A 19,230-nucleotide genomic window follows, 5' to 3' on the forward strand; every position below is an offset into this window, starting at 1 on the left:
GAAGGCGGTCTTGGAAAATTTTCTTTCCATTTTCACTGCCCGCTGGTAAACCGCGAAATATTTCAGTGAAGCTTAAGGAAAATATTTAGCAATGAACCGACTCCGCATTTGGTCTAGGCAATCATGGCTTCTCCATGTCTATCTACTTGCCACATTGTTTCTGCCGCCTTTCCCGGTGGCAAACGCTTACTGGACAAACATTGGAGGTGTCAAAACGGAGTTGGCCAATCCAGAGCAGGGCGACTCTTGGTGGGACCAGGATTCGGACAATGACAACGCGAGCAACGCAGACGAAGTAGCGTTTGGCTCTGATCCCTACTCGCTGGACGGTGATTTTGACGGCCTGGGCGACTACGTGGAATTCTTTTATTCGCAGACTGATCCGTGGTTGTGGGACAGCGATGGCGATGGCTACTCGGACTTCGATGAGTACTACCAGCAGATTCAGGGGTACACGCCGGTGATCAACTATGCAGCATTGCAGGCTGGCACGTATTACAGCTACTCAGATGCTGACGGTGATGGGATCAAAAACTTTGAGGACAGCGACCCGCAGAACAATGATCGAGATGGCGACGGAGTCCTTAACTGGAATGAACCGGCGGGGCTGATGGATGATCCGGGTGTGATCATTGGCGGAAATCAGTATGCAACTGGGACATTGGACAGTGATAACGACGGAACGCCCGATCAGCTTGATCCTTTTCCATACGGCAGCTTCACTTATCAGGGCACTGAGTACGGCGGGTCGTGGAGTGACCGTGACAATGACGAGATTCCCGACCCGGCTGATTCGTTTCCGGATGGCAGCTACTGGTATGAGGGAGTGGAATACGCCGCGCCATTCGTGGACCAGGACGGGGACGCCATACCTGATGTCGCTGATCAATGGCCGACGATTGCGTGGGGATATGTGTACAATGGTGTCATCTACCCTGGGAATTGGAGCGACATGGATAATGACGGCATTCCTGATCCGGCTGATCCAATTTTTTCAGGAACTGGCAACAGTTACTGGTGGCAGGGCGTCGAATATGCAGGCCCCTGGATGGACGCTGATAGCGACGGCATTCCCGATGCCTTTGATCCATTTCCGCAGATAGCGGGAAGTTTCTGGTATCAGCAGGTAGAATACCCTGGATGGTGGTCTGATAGAGACACTGACGGCGTTCCTGATGCCGCAGATTCCTGGCCCGACGACGGTTGGAATGGAGCCCCTCATTACAACTACCTAGGGAACGAATATTCTGGCTACAGCAGTGATGACCGCGACTCGGACGGCATCCCAGACAGCGCCGATGTCTATCCCGATGACCCGACCAATCATGCGGACAGCGATGGCGATGGACTTTGTGACTACGATGAAAATACGCAGTACCACACGGATCCGGCGAAGCGGGACACGGATGACGACGGCCTGTCCGACAGTGACGAGCTGTTTACCACCCATACCGATCCCCTCCAGGCCAGGACGAATCCCAACCAGATCTACAACGACTACCAGCTGGCCGATCAGACAGACACAGACAGCGACGGCATCCCGGACCGGGTGGAACTGTTTTACGCCAGCCAGTCCTATGGCATGAATCCGAACGACCCGGCGGATGCCGGAGGCGACCTGGATGGCGACGGCTACACAAACATCCAAGCGTGGCGCAATGGCTGGAGTCTGGTGGCGAGCATCAACAGCTATGATTACGACCACGATGGCATCTTTGATGTGCTGGAAGATGCCTGGAATGCCGTTTATCCGGGTATCTTGAGCAACAGCACCGCCGCCGACGCAGTCCTGGACTTTGATGGCGACGGGTTGATGAACTTCGAGGAGATCGCCCTTGGTCTCAATCCTGGCAGTCCGAACAGCCGCAGCGCCAGCATACATGACAGTCAGGAGTGGGTCTGGCGGGGTCTGCTGGGTGGCAATACGGGTGGGGTTTCGTTCCATGGAGCCAGGTTCGTGGGTGGCTTGGCGACAGAATCGCGCGTGATGGAGGATGGAAATGCGGATGGTGTGCCGGATGGCTTGATGAACTTTGTGTCGTTCCTCAGCAGCAACCCCTCGCTCCTCACCATGCCGCAGCGGATGGCCAGCGGGGACTACGATGGCGACGGCATGCCGGACTGCTGGGAGCACCGCTTCAACTTCGACCTGCGCAATGCAGCGAATGTGGTCAGCGATCCCGATGGCGACGGTCTCACCAATCTGGCGGAGTGGCGGTTTAAGAGCAATCCGCTCGTGAGGGCGACCAACCTGGATGATGTGTCTGATTCCAAACGCCTGTACGAGAAAACACACGCAACGACGACGGGCGGGGGTGGGCTCATGAGCCGTTACCGGGCGCAGATTGCGCAGGATTTGGGGGCTTCGACCAATTTGAAGAACTTCAATCTGCAGCAGGGAGGCGGGGGTGATTTGCCGGAGTATTTGAATCCGCCAATATTTAGCATACACGCCGAAGAATTGAAAGTAACCCTCAACGATTCAGGTGATGTCCAATCCACGGTGCTAACTGGGTCATCTAGAGATGGAATACTACCTAATAGGCTTTCAGCTACAAGCCCTTCTGGTGGTGGCGGTGGTGATCCCGGTGAGGGAACTCATCTCTGTGACTATCAAGACTGTCATTATTGCGAAGGGGGGTATAACACATGCCCAGATTGTAAAGGCAACAAATACCTGGCATGTCCCGGTCATGAGACGAGTTGCACTCCCACTATGATCGTGGGAACTTGCCAAGGTCACACAGCGCAATGTCCCGGGGACCATATCTATTCATGTCCTGTCATACAGCACTACGCCAGCACGCTCAGCACTGTGTGCGGAATTACTTACGACCATACACATTCACAAGAAGCTGGGTGTTATGAAACCTTTACCGATCAAGAAGGCAATATAAGCTATGGAGATTTGATCTGCACACTGCACGTGCACGAAGATTCCTGCAATGGGTACAAGCCGTTGAGTCATTTGGAGTATGGCTGCGGTCACGGACTACCATGTAATTGCGCCAAATACGGCTGCAGCGGCATCATTTCTATCGATTGCCCCGGACCTAATATATGTCCGTATCTGACCGAGCAGACCTGCACTATCTGCAATGGCACCGGAACCAAAACCATTCCATGTTTCTACAACCCGCTTAGCTCCTGCCCGAATAGACCGCCCTGCACTACCTGCAACGCAACAGGACAGGTGCCTTGTACGAACAGTGACTGCGAGCAGGGACACTTGAAACAATGTGCCTGTAACGTAAACGGCTGCGAATGCTACGGCCTAAACACTGCGACGGACAGTGGCAGATGTCCAAACAACCACATTGGGGAAGGCGGTGGACAGGGGGCAAGGACATATACGACGGAGAAAGGCACCGTGACTGTGGCCTATTTTCCAGGTGGTGACCAGCGATCTTATCAGTTGCTTCTTAATGGTGTGCCAGGAGGGGAGTTTAGTCCGGATACTCAGAGTATGTATATAGATGCTCCAGGCGCCGGAGGCACCATCGACGTTACAGTTGAAGTCATCGAGGACGTCGAGGACGTTGAAATGGCCAAACCGGGCGAGGTGGGGTTTCATGATTCGGCGGGCAGTCGCTATCGCAAGATTGGGTTGAACGGCCTTCCCATACCGGATTCCAAACCGCAGGTGCAGGATGAATCCGGAGAGCGTTCGGAGGAGACTTACATCGATGCCTTCACGCGGCAGTTGCGTCATTCGGTTTCGGACATTTATGCCAATGCCGAGGGCAGTTTGCTGCCACTGGCGGTGCGAAGGGATGTCTCCTCGGAAATCTGGACGCTGCATACCGGGCTGCGGCCAGAGGAAAAGCCGAATCTGCCTTTCGGGCCAGGATGGACTTCGAATTTGTGCTCGCACGTCAAGTTTGAAACCCAGATGGACACCTCCCTGCCAGGAGGAGCGGATGCGCAGTCTGTGGCCGACTGGCTGCTCAATTCAAGCTCGCAAAAACACATCGCCACCGTGGTGGACGAGCAGGGCGGCAGCATGAGTTATGTCCTAAAAAGCCCTGGTTTATGGATTCACAGCGGCGAGGAGCAACTCGACGCCAAGACGGCAAAGAACACTTTTGATGGCACGATGCTGGTCAAAAAGTTCGGAACCAAGTGCTTCTATGAGGACGCGGGCATCCAGCAGATCATGCCAGCCAGCCGCGTGGGTGGCAGCAACATCATGATGCATGTGCATTATTCACGGTTGCTGGAGGTCTGGGATCGGGAGGGGAACCGGCTGCGCTACGAGTATGCGGGGCCGGGCACACTCATCCCAGAACGCATTTATGACCCTGAGCGGCCAGGGCGCTGCATTCAGATCCTGCAGGAAAACGGCCGCGTGGTGGCGGTGCGGGGTCCGGACGGCCACACCGTCAACTACAACTACGCCGGCCTTTGCCTGGACAGTGTGGAGCGTGGCGGCACTTCGGTGCATTATGGCTACCAGCAGACCTGGGAAGCCGCCGCCAATGGCAACACGGATCTCAACCACCGGACCAACCACATCGATGTTCAGTCCATCACCGACGAACTGAACCGCCAGTATGTTTTCATCCGGGATTTCGATCACAGCCGCCTGCTGACGCATTACACTTTGCATCCGATGCCAGGGCTGCCCCGTGTCCTTACGGGAGTGACCACACCTGCGGGCACCATGCAGCTGACAGCCTCGTGGGCGGGGAACCGTTCGATGGTCCTCGGAGGCGACAATGTGTATGCGGACTCCTCCATACGCACCTGCACTGCGCTGGATGGCACCGTCACCACCTACAATTTCGGGAACCCGCATGTTTATGACGCGCGGCAGGTGCATGCCATGGACATCAAGACCGCCAATGCGGTGACAGTGACTTACCTCTCCCTGGCCATTACGCAGTCGAAGAACGGGCAGTCATTCGGCACGGAGACCTACACCTGCGATCCGACTGCCGGGTATGCGCTGGCTTCGGCGACGGACCGCAGCGGGCACACCACGACCTTTACCTATGGGCAGGACGGTTACGATGATCCGTTGACGGAGACAGATGCACTGGGGAACGAGCCAGACGCACAGGGGAACACAGACCCGCAGGGCCACACCAAAACCTTCACCTACGATCCTGCAACCCGCGTCATGACGAGCATGACGGACGCTTTGGGGACGACAACGGAATACACGCTGGCGCCCAGCAGCACCATCACACGAGATGGCGTGGACATCACCGTGCAGGGGCTGAAAACGGCGGAAATCACCACCGGTGCGGATGGCAACCGCCGTGAGACGCATTATTCCTATGATCATCCGGTTTTTGCAGGGTTGGTGACTTCGCAGACGACGGTCTCGCCGAATGAAGCGGCGATGCCGTCCAGTGTGACAACGACGACGCTGGGCGCGCAGACGGACGCGCAGGGGGCGAACACGGGGTGGTGGGCGGAAACCACACAAACCACCACTTCCGCAGCCGGTGGAGACGCGCTGATGAGCAGCACGACCGTGCATGACCTTTCAGGGAACAAGCGCAGTGTGATCGATGGCCGGAATTTGGTGACCAACTTCGCCTACGATGAGCACCTGAGGCTGATCCGGGTCACACATCCCGACTTGTCAGAGAAGCATCTGGCCTATGACGACCATGGCAATCTGATCAGCGAGACTAACGAGAACGGGGTGACCGTGAATCATCACTATGACAACCTGAACCGCCGCAGAAAGACGAAACTGCACCTCAGCGATGGCACCGACATCGTGACGACGACCCACTACAATCTCCGCAATCAGGTGGTTTGCCAGAGCGACGCGCGGGGGAAGGTGACAAGGCACACCTATGATGACGCGGGCCGACTGGTCACCACCGATGACGGCGGCTTCGCCACGCAGTTCTACTACGATGGCAACAACGGCGGCACGGTGTTTGACACCAGCGGCATCAAACCCAATCGCACCACGGACCCACGCGGGACCGTGACGGCGGTGGAGTATGATGCGCTGTACCGCCCAACGACGCACACGGTGACTGCCACGGGCATTTCGGCGGTATCCACGACCACCTACGATGCTCTCGGGCATCCGATCACTGTGACGGATCCGCTGGGACGGGTGACGACGAATGCCTACAATGGTCTTGGTGAATTGGTGCAAGTGACCCATCCGGACGGCAGCACGGTTCACACGACTTACACGCACCATGGCAAGCCCTGGCAGGTGACCGATGAAAACGGCAAGACCACCACGACGACGTATGACGCCGCAGGCAGGCCGGTGATGGTCCAGGCACCTGAAGTCGATGGCGGAGTGGCCACGCATACCACGGAGTATGACGCGGCCAGCAATGTGATCCGAGTGACGGATGCGCTGGGACGCGAGACCGAGACCGAGTATGATGTGCGGAACCGCCCCATCGCGGTCTATGCGCCCACGGTGTGGGATGCGCAGGCGATTCAGTTTGTGCGGCCGACCAGCACTACGACCTATGACGCGCTGGGCCAGGTGCTCACCGTCACGGACCCGCAGGGGCATGTGACGTCGAAGTTTTATGATGAGGCCGGCAGAAACTGGAAGGTCGTGGCTCCGGTGCTGGCGCCGAACACAGCGGGCCCGACGACGACCACGACCTTTGACGCCGGTGGGCTGCCATTGACCGTCACCAATCCGCTGGGGCAGACCATGACGAACACCTATGACACCCATGGCCGTCTGATCATGACCGTGGATGCTGCAGGCATTACAAACAGCTTTGACTACGATGCCGCCGGGAACCGCACCAGTGTCGTTGATGGCAAGGGGCAGACGACGACGTTCGTCTATGATGGCCTCAATCGCCTCGTCTCACAGACTTTCGCCAATGGCGATACCACGAGCTACACCTACAACGCGGTGCAGAAGCTCAGTCAGAAATCGCCGCGGAATATCACCACGAGCTACACTTATGACGAGCGGGATCGGGTCACGGCCACAAGTGCGCCGGGTCTGAACCGCAGCTACAGCTATGACAGCGCCGGGCACCTGCTGGGCGTCACCGAGGCGGAAAACGATGCCGCCAATGTCAGCTACACTTACGACGCGTTGGGCCATGTGCTCACTGAAACTTCCTGTGGCGTGCAGCACAGCTACAGCTATGACCTGGCCGGCAACCGCGTCCGGGCGGATTACGGCACCGGGCGCAGTGTGCAGACCAGCTATGACGCGCTCAACCGGCCCGAAAGCGTGGTGGAAGGGGACCGCGCCACGCGTTACGGCTATGACCTCGGCGGGCGGGCGATCCTGCTCATGACGGGCAATGGGCAGGTGACGCGCAATAGCTACGATGCGCTGGGCCGCCTCACCAACCGCACGCTGTATCGCACCCTGGCCATGAGCACCGGCGATGTCATGGCGCAGTTTGCGTGGCAGCATGATTTGCTGGGCAATGTGACCAGCCAGAGTGAGACATGGCCCGGCGAGCCGACACGGTCCGGCGTCCGCACGACCGGCATGACGTACGATGCCAACAACCGGCTCGCCACGGAAACGATCACCGATCCCACCTCTGCCGAGACCAGCACGGCCTACACCTACGACAACGCCAACAACCGCGTTCACAAGCAGGTCACCGGCGGCACCGATCCCGGCATGTGGAATTACAGCTACAACTCCGCCAACCAGCTCACCTCCTGGGAGCAGCTGGATGGACCGGCTGGGAACACACGCAAGAGCGCGGTGCTGGCCTATGACGGGTCCGGAAACCGCATCTCCCAAAACGTGACCGATTTCACCGGTGCCAGCGACACCGGCCTCAATCCGCCCACCGCCGCAGGTGGCCTCACCACCTACCAGTGGGATGCGCAGGACCGCCTGAGCAGTGTGACGCTGCCCAATGGCCAGACGCACGCCTACGACTACGATTACCGCACGCGGCGCATCGCCACGCACAAGATCGTTGCGTCTGTGCAGCAGGAGATGACGGCGATTGTGTTCGCCGGAGGGTTGAGCCTGGCGGAATTCCAAACGGGCAGCAACACCCTGCCTGCGACGCCGACGGTGGAGTACACGCGCGGCCCAGACATGGGCGGCGGGGTGGGCGGCATGCTTTATTCGATCCGCAGTGGCGTCCCCAAATACTCGCTGAGCAACGGGCGCGGGGACATCGTGGCGCAGGCGGACAGCAGCGCGACGCTGACGTGGACGGCGAGCTACGAGGCGTATGGCCGACGTACGGCGGAAACGGGCAGCAACGCGGACAAACAGCGCGGCAACAGCAAGGACGAAGATCCGACGGGACTCTTAAATGAGGGGTTCCGGTATCGGGATCTTGAGACGGGCGTGTGGCTGAGCCGCGATCCGGCGGGGTTTGTGGATGGCCCGAATGTCTATGCCTACGTGAAGCAGAACCCTTGGACGAGTTGGGATCCTGAGGGACTGTATGAAGAGGGGCCGCAAGGCATACGGTACTCAATCAATAACAATGGGTATGTCCACATCATACAGTGCGATGTCAAAAATCCTGTCTTTAAGGCTGCCGTAGAAGCTGAATCCAACAGGAATAATCCTGCGCACTATGATCGTGCAATGACGAGGTTTGCGGGACTGTGGCACCATTATGGGATGAACAAGAACCCCATGTACACGGTGCATGAATTCTTGAGCGATGCCCGCAATATAGAGGAGTCCTGCTATCGTCACGAGTTGTTGGCTGCAGGCTTTAGCCTCAGACCTTTTGATAGGGGAGGGCAGTTTCGTTATCGCGGTTCTCCACAGATTCAGGTTCCATATAGAGCAGACGCTAAATCTGCTAGTCCTGGTGGAGCTTCGGCACAAAAGACTCAGCAAACAATGGGGATGGTGCCGCAGCAGGTTCAACTGCAACAGGCCCAAGCGGGAAGACCACCTTGGCCGGCCGGCTTTAGAACAACAGGGGGGTACTCCGCAGCAGAGCTTCTCAAAGCAAATTGCGTGAGTGACGCGGCAAAAATACAAAATGCAATCGGAGGTGAATTATTGTCAATTACACCTCAAAGAAGCCCTCAATTGGGAGCTGTAAACTTGCCGAATGGCGAGAGATTAACCGGATGGTACATGCACCAAGCTGTCTTGAAAAATGGGAATGTCTTTGACAGGATCACTGGACCAAAAGGAATGCCGATGGATAAATATAAGCAAATGTATGAACACGCTGACGCGATCAATTTCACGCCGATCAGAAAAAAATAACAAATATGAAAATATTGCAGCTAGTCGTGGAGCGACCTGGGATGTGGGGGGTAGAGTCCTTGAGAGATTTTGTCATCTTTGTCTCAGGTTGGAATATTGCGAGACAAGAACTTGGACTGGCGGATTTCTTTGATGGTTTTCAATCCTGGCAAACAAAAAAACTTAACAGTTCCCCTGGCCTTGCGTGGGCTCGCAATGTCGTGGATTACTTTGGAAACGATGTCCGGGAAATTCGTTCTTTTATGTCTCTAGTGGAAGAATTTCGCGAAGAAACGAAAAATGAAGGTAGTGACAATCAACAGCAACGTCGAGAGCGGCGAATCGGGGGCGGTGTGCAAAAAGTTGATGAACAGCCTCCAAGAAGAAGCAAAGTCCGTCGTTCGCGGGCATAGTGGGTCTTCAAGCCATCCCCGGCAGAGGAGCGGCGCGCGCACCGCGCGCTGCCGCTCTCTCAGCCGGGGAGCCAGCTTTGAAAAGTCACAGGCAGCCCGGATGGGCGGCATGTGCTGGGTAAAAAAAAGATGCCAGGCATTTAGTTGATTGACCGCACCCATTTTCTGCTCACATTCCCTCCCATGAAACCCGCTCAACCGTCTGATTCCCAATCTATTCCGCTGGAAGAACAGTTGGTCGGGGTGAATGCGAAAACTGGACTCTATCCTGGCGCGCGTTCTTGGTCGGGTGGGAGGTTGCGTGTGCTGGGGAAAGGGCCGCTGGAGTCGTATTGCTACCATGTCATGTCCCGCACCTGCGGCGGTGAGGTGTTCTTTGATGAGGTGGAGAAGGAGGCGCTGCGCCGGGTGATCTGGCGCATGGCGGAGTTCTCAGGGATCAAGGTGCTGACCTACTGCCTCATGGGGAATCATTTTCATCTGCTGGCCGAGGTGCCGCATCGGGTGACGTGGTTGCAGCGGTTTGAGGGGGCGGATGGGGAGGCGAAGCTGCTGGAGCATCTGAGCATTCTCTACAGTCGCGCCTACGTGGGCTTGCTGCGCGATGAACTCGCGGATCTTCGGGAGCGTGGCATGACAGTGCTGGCGGAGCAGAGGGTGGCGGCGCTGAAGAAGCGTTTTTGCGATCTGTCGTTGTTTGTCAAAGAGGTGAAGGAGCGCTTCAGCCGCTGGTTTAACAAACGGCGGGGTCGCCGTGGCACGTTGTGGATGGACCGCTTTAAAAGCGTGCTGGTGGAAGGCAAGGGTGAGCCGCTGCGCACGATGGCGGCTTACATTGATCTTAACCCTGTGCGTGCGGGGCTGGTCAAAGATCCGAAGGACTATCGCTGGTGCGGGTATGCGGAGGCGCTGGGCGGCAGCCGGAGAGCGCAACGCGGACTGTGCAAGGCGCTGGGCAAGCCGGTGGACGGCTGGAGGAGCGCGGGGGCGGCGGAGGCGTATCGCTGCCTGCTGCATGATGAGGGGCGGGAGGTGAAGGATGCGCAGAATGAAAACGTGGTGAGGCGCGGGGTGACGGTGGAGTCTGCGCGTGCAGTGCTGAAGGAGAAGGGCAAGCTCAGTCCTGCGGAACTGGTGAGGCTGCGAGTGCGGCACTTCACCGATGGCGTGGTGCTGGGGAGCCGGGAGTTTGTGGAGGGCATTTTCGAGGCGCAGCGGGAACGGTTCAGTCCGAAGCGGAAGGCGGGGAGCCGACGCATCGCGGAGTCTGACACGCCCTTCTACACGCTGCGTGGGCTGCGGATCGGAGCTGTGGGGTAAGGCACCGTATGGTTGTAAGGCTGAGGGCTGGGTCGCGGGCTGCTGGGTCGGCTGGCATTTTTTAAAACGGCATGAGCATGGGCGCTTTTGGGGTCTCCTGGCGGTTTTTCAGGGACCTCGAAACGGCAAAACCGGTTCGGTGAGGTTGGTGGGGCAGGTCACGTCCTAAGATGACCTAGGCTGCATCCATGCCGAATTTATGATTTTCACCTTCCTATGGGAGCCGGATTTGTGCTAATCAAATGGATCTGTGATGAAGAACGAACCCACTCAATCCAAGGAGACGCAACGTCCTCAAACTCTGCCGGTCATCAAACTTCTGGGCCTGGCCACGGCTGCCGCGGGAGTGCTTTACCATGGCTGGATCGACATGATGGGTGGAGGGTGGCTCATCTGGCTGGTGCTCGTGCTGCTGATGCTGCTGGAAGCCGGTGCGGCTGAATCGCGCGCGGTCGCCTGGAGCCAGGCGCAGGCAATGGTGGGGCGTCTTCTGGGACCTGCCATGCTGCCTTTTTACGGCGCTCTGTGCCTGCTGCTGGCTGTGGGGCCTTCCTACATGCGTCAGGCTCCGATATTTGCACTGCCCGCCAAAGGTTCCAGTTTCGTCGATGTCTCTGGCAGCACGCGATCTCCAAACAAACCCGGAAATTTGAATGGTGGCGCACCTATCCCATCCTCTCCTCCAAGGCCGATATCTTCCTATGGCACCCCACCTCGTCCAGCCGCGATGCCGGTCCCTACGACTGCCAGCAAGCCCGCAACCACGCTTCCTCAGGTGACCAAATCCGGGGTTCCTTCAGCTACGGCGGCACCCGCTCCTGCATCGGCTTCTCCTAAGCAGCCAGCTTCACCAATGCCCGCCGCGGTACCTGCGACGCCGTCCGGGATGAAAACTCCGGCGGTCTTCCAAAGACCCCCTTCCATACAGCCCAGCGGATCAGCCCGACCAGCACCAGCAGCATCGCCAGCAACCTCACCTGTCTCGGCACCAGCGGTTCCGAAATGAGCCTGTTTTGCCAACTGGCTGAAGGCGTGGAAAGTTATGATGCCGATACGGTGTACGTCGTCTTTCTCACCATCGGAATCGCAAAGTAGGTTGGAGAGTAATTTGAATGACTGCGCAACCCAATCATTCGGAACTGACGTCTCCTTCCTTTGCTTGGCATCACACGCCAGGAGCCACAGGCCTTACAACAGCGTCCAGAACGAAAAGACGGTGAATGGGGTGCCTCACTGGTGCAGTTTCGGAACATACGTATCAAGCTGCTTGGGGGAGGGGAATAGCGTGGTTGTCAGTCTTTGCCTTGGCAAGGAAGGCTTGCTCTGACCATCAGGTGAGAAGTCTATCGACCTCGGACTGGAAAAACCGCAACTGGCCTCCAAGCAGCCGCTTGGGATTCAAATGGTGCTGTTTTACGTAACTATGGAGGGTGGGGCGGCTGATTCCAAGGTGCTTGCACACTTGTTCGCTGGTGCAGTTCACATACGTATCGAGTTGCTTTGGGAGGGGAGTTTTTGGTGCGGTTGAGCCGGCAGGCCTATGGACCAGTTGTTCGCAGTTATTCGGAACACGCGGTTAATGGCAGTACGGTTGAACTTTTGCGGGATAGTCAAGTTGGAACCATGCAACTGCGCTGGGTTCCAGTAGATGACAACCTGTTTTTATGAGGCCTGCGTCCGGATGCTGTCAATTTGCGATGCTGGCACTCCGTCGACGATGGTCCCATTGAGCATCACATGATCATCGTCTGTTGACCCGGCGTTGCTGTCTGGATGATAGGCGATTACCGTCATGCCGGTTTCCGCAGTAGTAAACCCATGGACTGCATTCGGTGGAATGACAACCAAGTCTCCCACCCTCAGCTGCATCTTGTCAGTTGCGCATTTGCACACCCCGCCGCCTCTTACAACCAGGCCGACTCTGACAGAGGGGTGGGTGTGCATGGTTTGGTCTGTGCCCTTGGGAAAGTAAAGAGCGTTCAAACAAGCGCTGCCGCGACTTACTGGCGCAATCAGAAGAGAGTCCATGCATCCATCTATATATCGCAGGCGCCCGTTTTCCTCGATCGGACCTCCAAGGAGGAAAATTGGAGCTTCTCCAGAGCCGCCTATCAATATACCCGTGCCACCAGAAATCTCCATCTCAGGAGGCCCGGCGAAGAACATGCCTGCAACAAGGTCATAGGTACGTTGCTGTACGGTCAAACGAGCTGGTCCTGACAAGACATAACCAAACACATGATCACCAAGTGGCTGTTGGAGGGCAATTCCCTTCCAAGGCATCAAGTGCGTCTTGAAATGATCGTCCAGTGCAATGCTTTCCCATTGATTCAGAGGAGTAATAGAGACGGAATGTAGTCGTTGATCTCGTTCATTCATGTGGGGGATGTAACAGGTTCATGCCGAGGATTCCTCGGGAAGCAATTTGATTTGAGACCACACATCGTAAATCATCTATATTTTTGAAGCGCCCCCAGCTTTGCTGGGGGACTGCCAGAGTTTGACAGTTCCGGGAGTCCCCGGATGGCTGGTGATGCGTGACGGCTCAAAGTTGCACAAAATCAAGCAATCCAATGGAACAATAAAATCTAAATCCTACGAAATGGGAATGTAAATATTACGCGGTGATTATCCCGAAGTTTCGGCGCAAGGTGCCCTACACGGAGCTGTGGCCATATCTTGGGGAGGTGTTCAAATCGCTTGCGGAGCAGAAAGAATGCCAGGTAGAAGAGGGGCATCTGATGCAGGATCATGTGCACATGTTGCTAAGCGTGCCGCCGAAGTATGCGGTGTCGCAGGTGGTGGGCTGCATCAAGGGCAAGAGCGCGATTCATCTGGCACGGACCTACGGTGGGAGACCACGCAACTTCGTGGGGCAGCACTTCTTGACTAGGGGGTGCTTCGTCTCAACGGTGGGGCGCGATGAGACGGCGGTGCGAGCGTACTTCAAGAACCAAGAGCAGGAGAATCGGCGTCTTGAGCAATTGAAGATATTCAAAGGGTAACAGTCGCCTTGAGGCGACGCCCGGACCAAGCCAGCCGCTTTGAGCGGCCAAGATATTACAAGCCCCGGGCGTTGCGCGGGGGCTGACTCATAAACCCAGAACCCAGGTGGAAAATCAAGCCAATGAAAACGCTCAAAACGGCGTTCGCCGAGGTTGGCATAGACGGACAAGGTCGTTCCGATCCAAGGTTATAGAACGATCGCTCCCCCCTGCCTTTTGCTATGAGGCAAGAGAAATTCCGTGAATGCCCTCTCTGCGGCGAAGGCAAAATATTTTCGCGGAAGAGGTTGTCTGGCTAGAACTCTGTTTCAGCGAAGCCGCTCAACACAACTCTCCCTTCGCCTGCGGCCACCCGTGCATGCGCTTCTGAAATCTGTTCCCAAGGCAGAACCTTGTGGGCCGGGACGCGCATCTGCTGGCTCTCCCAGGCACACTTCGTCTCTACGCCGCACTTGGCAAGCTCTGCCGTGGTCATGTCATAGACGACCATGCCGGCCATCGTCAGTCCCTTGGCATAGAACTGTCCCACAGAGAAACTTGCCCGGGCATTGCGTCCTGAAGCGATGATCAAATGTCCACCAGGGCTTAGAAGACGGACTGCACGCTCCACGGCAGGGTTCCGAGACAGATCCCACCAGACATCCAGGCCTGAACCAGCAGCCGTTTCCAGCCGCGCTTCTAAGCGCTGATTCGTCCTCAGCAGCACCGTGTCCGCACCAGTCTCCTCACACCATTTCATCCCTGCCTCGGTTCCCGTGACAGCGATCACCCTTGCGCCAGCAAGCTTGGCCCACTGCACCGCCATCGTGCCGACGGCCCCGCTGGCTCCGTCGATGAGGACGGTCTGTCCCTTCGTCACGGGGCAACGACAGCGGAGCCCATAAAAGGCTGTGACATTTGGCAGCCCAAGTGCCGCAGCCTGCACAAAGGTCATCTCTTCGGGGATTGGAGCAACCAAGGCGGCGGGTATGGCGATTCGTTCAGCGGTGACTCCTTGCCGTCCCGACGCACCTCCCTGCAGGGTGGTCCACACACGGTCTCCAACCTTGCAGAGTGCACCACACGGTGCCTGAATCACCACACCGGCTGCGTCGCAGCCCAGGACGTACGGAAAGTCTGTTGGGGCAGTCACCGCCCCGCTGCGAATATAAGTGTCGATGGGATTGACGCTCACGGCACGGACACTGATCGTGACGGTGTCTGTTGCGGTTTCAGGTTCCGGGAATTCGCCGCGGACGATGCCGGACGGACCGCATGGGCTGTGGATGAAAGCTGCTTTCATAAGATTGTGGACCAGGGTGCAAAGGTGAGATGAGTGGATGTAAAACAAAGGCGGAGAGGGATGTAGACCGCCTGTCCGCCGGAGCTGAGTCTCGCACAGGATCCGCGAGATGCGTGCTCCGGCGGCAGGTGGCCGGCCAGCTGGTCAGGCCACCTGTGGGGACGCCGCCGAAGCACGGAACAGCGAATACTTCTTGGTCACCTGCTGCATCGTCTCGGCATCGCCAAAGAGTACTGCCAGCACGTAGTCGATATCTTCCCCCTTGGCTGCAGCGGTCTTCTGAAGTTGATCTTCGGCGCTAACGCCGAACATTTGCCCCACAAAAGAGTTCACCTTGAGTCCAAGTTCGAGCGCAGCATTGCGGGCCTTCCGGACCTGGTTGCTGTTATCAGCCTGAAGAATCACAAAAGGATGGTGGCTGATGGCAGGATGGCTGCCTCCGTCGCCATCCATGTAGTTGAGGAAGCAGGTGGATTCCGGGTCGCTGATCACGCTTGTAATCCCGGCGGAGGTGTGAGCGAGGGCGTTGAGTATTTCGTGGAGGGGTTTCTTGCGATTGATGATCGCGACAAACTTTTTGTCAGTCTTTTGGTATTGCATTGTTTTGGTGATGAATTGGCGGCCCCTCGCTGGCCGCCAGATTTTGGGTGGGGTAAAGCCGGAGGCGAGGACTCCGGCAGATTGTTTACATGCCGATAGCAAGCACTTGCAGGCCCGGGTGATCGACAGGCTTGTGGCCAGTGTTCAAGGGAGGCAGTGCTGACAGCGCAAGGAAGACGGACTCCATGGCTGCTAAGAGAGACGTATAGGTGGGGACGGTGACCTCGCCCTTCGCATACTCATCAGCGGCTCGGTAGCGCTCCAAGGGCCAGAGCTCGACACTCTCAGCCGGCGTCGTGTGATGACGTCCATGCAGTGGCAGCGAACCGCAGAGGATGAAACCTCGAATGAACAGGTCACGGGTGAAGACCTTCAAAAGGAACGGCACCACATTCTCAATACCGGTCCAGGGAGTGAACGGGAAGCGATTCAGCAGCCGGCGATGTAAGAACAACTTCGCGCCTTCGCCAGGCTTGCGACGGGCGAGCCAAGTATGCTCGCTGCAAGCCTGGAGAGTCATGCTCAGGGGGTAGAGCAGCCACACAGGAAGCGCCCACAGCAATCCGTAGAGCGCCACAGGCAGCAGGTTTCCGACCATCATGGACGAGCCGATGACAGCGGCACCACGCAGAAGCAAGAGGCTCCAGGCCGCCGCCAGCCTCCAGCGCAGGCCTGCAGGAGGCATCTCAAACAAGTTCTGACGAAGGCGTGCGAGGTTCCAGTAGATGGCCACTTTGGGGATCAAGATGGCCTTGAACAGCTGCCTCCAATAAAAGTCCAGCGGCTGTCCGGGCGTGAAACCAAGCAGATCAACGAACATGCGTGCGTCAGCATCGAGCAAGGTGGCAAACGCGCTGCCGTCGTGATGGTTGAGGTGCTCGGGCTTGTACAGGTGGAAGGGCTGGGTGCCCAGCAGAATGGTGATCCACTCTGCGATGAGCCTGCCCGTCTCCTTGTCCTTGCACAGTTTTCCATGCGTGGCTTCATGGACAATCGTCGTCTGCATCACACGCACGCCTCCGCAGAGAAGCACGAATTCGGCAATGACGGTCACGTAGATCCAGAAGATCCACGCGAGGAGTTGCAATGCTGGTGGCAGCACCTGCACCGTCGTCATCAGGTATTCCCAGTGGATGGCGATGCCGCTCATCAAGAGGATGCCCAGCGAGTAGCAGGCAAGGTAGCGAACCACTTCGGTCACATTCGTGGGTTTGAACAAGGGCTGATCGCCCGGCCGGGCGATGCCGTGAAGCAAGGTGAAGAAACCCTGCCAGATGGGGTTGAGCCACCCGATGAAGGGTGGGAGGTCAGGAATCGTATTCCTTGGGAGAACGACTCTGGATGTGGTGGTGGGGTGCGGTTCGTCCTGGCGGACTACATCGGCTGCCCCGTCGATGCTTTCGATGGATTGCATTGGATGGGTGTGTTGCTTGACGTTGATCCGCCAGCCCCAACCACGAGCTCCACTTTGATGATTGACCACCCTACAGGGATGGGCGATCATCCAGCCAACTTCCGTCCAAAGAAGCATCGGCTGTGAGGTTCTCGCGGTCGAGGGGTCGTCTTGGTGTTGAATCGCCAAGGCGGCTCTGACGGAGGATTCATGTTTGACAGCATGGGCGAATCCAAACCCACACCGATGACTTCACCACGCTTGGATGCGTGAATCGGTCATGCGATGAAGATGGCACAAATAAAAAAGCCCTACCACCCAATCAAAGCTGTCAACTGGGCATCAAGGGCCGGCGCTTTGACAGCCTCCTGGCCGGAGGTGAACTTCAAACAGCCCCATTAGAAGTTTTTTCAGTGTTTTTGTCCGTCAAATTGACAGCAGTGTCGTCTGCTCGTCACAGCTTTTTCTCAGCCCATTCTTTTTTCCAGTTCGAAATAGTCTGTTTGCTCACTCCGAAAACATCGGCAATCTTTTGCAAAGAAGCCGTGGTCGGATCAATGCCTTTATCCAAGAGCACTTCGTTCATTTTATCTAATGAACTAGGCTTCGGGGGGAACAGCATGCCATTCACGTTATTCAGCTCTTTGGTTGGACTCTTTTTTGCCTCTTTGATACTCGTCAGCAGTTCAGTCACAGTCTGGAAACCCAAATTCGTCACATGATCGTCAGTGGGCGGTGGGGAACCTTGCACATAACGAGACCACAACACATCGCGGTAGGCCTTCAGCTCTTCTTTACGACTAGTCAAAGGAGGAAGTTCGAACTCTTGGTACTTGACTTGCTCATCATGAAGGAAGCTATCCATTTTGTCACAGGCCACGATCACGCGCCAGTCACGTCTATAGTGTCCGTGCTCATCCCTTGTGCCGGCGAGCCATTGGGCAATTTCTTTCTCGGTGGTCGGATGGCGAACATGAAATCTCCGCAAAACCAGCCAGCGTTGAGCCATCACATGTGCGTTTTTCAAGTCGAATGGGTAAACTTTTTCAGGTCTGTGGCAGTCAAACACCACCGTTGGATTTTCCAGTCCTGCATGCTTCTTGGCTAACTCAAACAAGGACTTCCGTTCGAGCTGACAGCCTCCCGCGATTACAAGCGTCAGGTTCTTCTGCTGGCATACCTCCAGACACTCTGCCAGCTTTTTCACCTGCCGGAAGATGGAAACCCTGACTTTGATCTCGTCCAGTGGTAACGTTAGATCGTCTGAAAGCGGATTGGGATGAAACGGATCGTGATGAAACGGACTGGCATGAAACTCGCCAGTCCTTTTCGATGGACGTAATAGACCCGCCTCAACGTCCCGCAGTTGCATGCCTAGACATTCAGGCGAGATCTCTTTTTCTTTGCCTGGTTGCTGGTTTTTTTCAAGATTCAGATATTCCCGCAGATCTTCCAGGGAATCACGGCAGTCGCAATGGCGGAGCCAAGCCTCAAATTCAATGTTATCACTCACCCCGCACCAAGACTTTGAGATGCGGGCGACGAGCTGGCTGACCGAGCTTTCATAATCTGCAACAGCCGTTCGGGAAGCTGCGACTCCCGAGGGAAGCTTCTGCAAGGTGGCGATGGCGCCCAGCTCAGCGGCAAACGTGCGCAGTCCGTCAGAACCGAAAGTGGAGTGAACGACCACCCGCAAATAAGGCAGCGCCATGAGTTCCGGAAGCAACGCCAGACCGTCGATTCCGCTCGGCCCGTCAGCAAACCGTTTCGTATGGGGCGTTAACAAGATACGGATGAATTCGTTTTGCTTGCTGAATGCCAACTCCCCGGCATTGGGTGTGTCTGGCGGGATCCAAACTAGGTCGAGAAAGCAGATTGTTGGAAACTTACTTTCCATCTCGATATGACCCATGATCCAGTTACTGACCTTTTTCACCTCAAACGTTTTTTCATAGGGGATCACCTCCCATTTAATCTTGGTAGATGCCCGAAGTGAATCACAGAGTACTTTTCTGTGGTGGACGTTGTCTTCGACAACGAGAGCCTTTAAGGTTGGTCGCTCA

The 19,230-nt window shown here is 56.7% G+C and carries 9 protein-coding genes and 1 pseudogene; 4 read left to right on the forward strand and 6 right to left on the reverse strand.

Annotated elements, in window-relative coordinates:
• The first annotated feature begins 220 nt into the window (after window positions 1–220).
• The 3 genes from ACILSR_RS06040 (at window position 221) to ACILSR_RS06050 (ending at window position 10,887) form a co-directional block, all read left to right on the forward strand.
• A complete protein-coding gene (locus ACILSR_RS06040; RefSeq protein ID WP_395748832.1) occupies window positions 221–9,175 on the forward strand; it encodes an RHS repeat-associated core domain-containing protein in 8,955 nt (2,984 codons plus the stop codon).
• 5 nt (window positions 9,176–9,180) lie between these two features.
• Complete coding sequence (locus ACILSR_RS06045; protein WP_395748833.1) at window positions 9,181–9,567, forward strand: hypothetical protein; 387 nt, start codon at window positions 9,181–9,183, stop codon at window positions 9,565–9,567.
• Window positions 9,568–9,750: 183 nt separating this feature from the next.
• The gene (locus ACILSR_RS06050) at window positions 9,751–10,887 is read left to right on the forward strand and encodes a transposase (protein WP_395748834.1); all 1,137 of its coding nucleotides are present in this window, start codon (window positions 9,751–9,753) and stop codon (window positions 10,885–10,887) included.
• A gap of 1,330 nt (window positions 10,888–12,217) precedes the next feature.
• On the opposite strand, the gene ACILSR_RS06055 is transcribed toward ACILSR_RS06050, so the two are convergent.
• Together ACILSR_RS06055 and ACILSR_RS06060 are read right to left on the reverse strand one after the other, a co-directional pair.
• Window positions 12,218–12,370 (reverse strand): helix-turn-helix domain-containing protein, encoded by a 153-nt coding sequence (locus ACILSR_RS06055; RefSeq protein WP_395748835.1) that lies wholly within the window; start codon window positions 12,368–12,370, stop codon window positions 12,218–12,220.
• Window positions 12,371–12,549: 179 nt separating this feature from the next.
• Window positions 12,550–13,266 (reverse strand): cupin domain-containing protein, encoded by a 717-nt coding sequence (locus tag ACILSR_RS06060; protein WP_395748836.1) that lies wholly within the window; start codon window positions 13,264–13,266, stop codon window positions 12,550–12,552.
• Window positions 13,267–13,472: 206 nt separating this feature from the next.
• Between ACILSR_RS06060 and tnpA the strand changes: the two are divergent.
• Window positions 13,473–13,892, forward strand: a pseudogene (tnpA, locus tag ACILSR_RS06065) (IS200/IS605 family transposase); the annotation flags it as partial.
• A gap of 295 nt (window positions 13,893–14,187) precedes the next feature.
• Here tnpA and ACILSR_RS06070 read toward each other — a convergent pair.
• The 4 genes from ACILSR_RS06070 to ACILSR_RS06085 form a co-directional block, all read right to left on the reverse strand.
• Window positions 14,188–15,222, reverse strand: a complete 1,035-nt coding sequence (locus ACILSR_RS06070; protein ID WP_395748837.1) for a zinc-binding alcohol dehydrogenase family protein — start codon at window positions 15,220–15,222, stop codon at window positions 14,188–14,190.
• Window positions 15,223–15,318: 96 nt separating this feature from the next.
• Window positions 15,319–15,774 carry a DUF2000 domain-containing protein gene (locus ACILSR_RS06075; RefSeq protein ID WP_395748838.1) on the reverse strand — a complete coding sequence of 152 codons (456 nt, stop codon included), beginning with the start codon at window positions 15,772–15,774 and terminating at the stop codon, window positions 15,319–15,321.
• Between the two features lie 85 nt (window positions 15,775–15,859).
• Window positions 15,860–17,188 carry a fatty acid desaturase gene (locus ACILSR_RS06080; RefSeq protein WP_395748839.1) on the reverse strand — a complete coding sequence of 443 codons (1,329 nt, stop codon included), beginning with the start codon at window positions 17,186–17,188 and terminating at the stop codon, window positions 15,860–15,862.
• Window positions 17,189–17,621: 433 nt separating this feature from the next.
• The gene (locus tag ACILSR_RS06085) at window positions 17,622–19,130 is read right to left on the reverse strand and encodes a hypothetical protein (protein ID WP_395748840.1); all 1,509 of its coding nucleotides are present in this window, start codon (window positions 19,128–19,130) and stop codon (window positions 17,622–17,624) included.
• Window positions 19,131–19,230 lie beyond the last annotated feature (100 nt).

This window comes from Prosthecobacter sp. (genome assembly GCF_044222565.1).
Classification (GTDB): domain Bacteria; phylum Verrucomicrobiota; class Verrucomicrobiia; order Verrucomicrobiales; family Verrucomicrobiaceae; genus Prosthecobacter.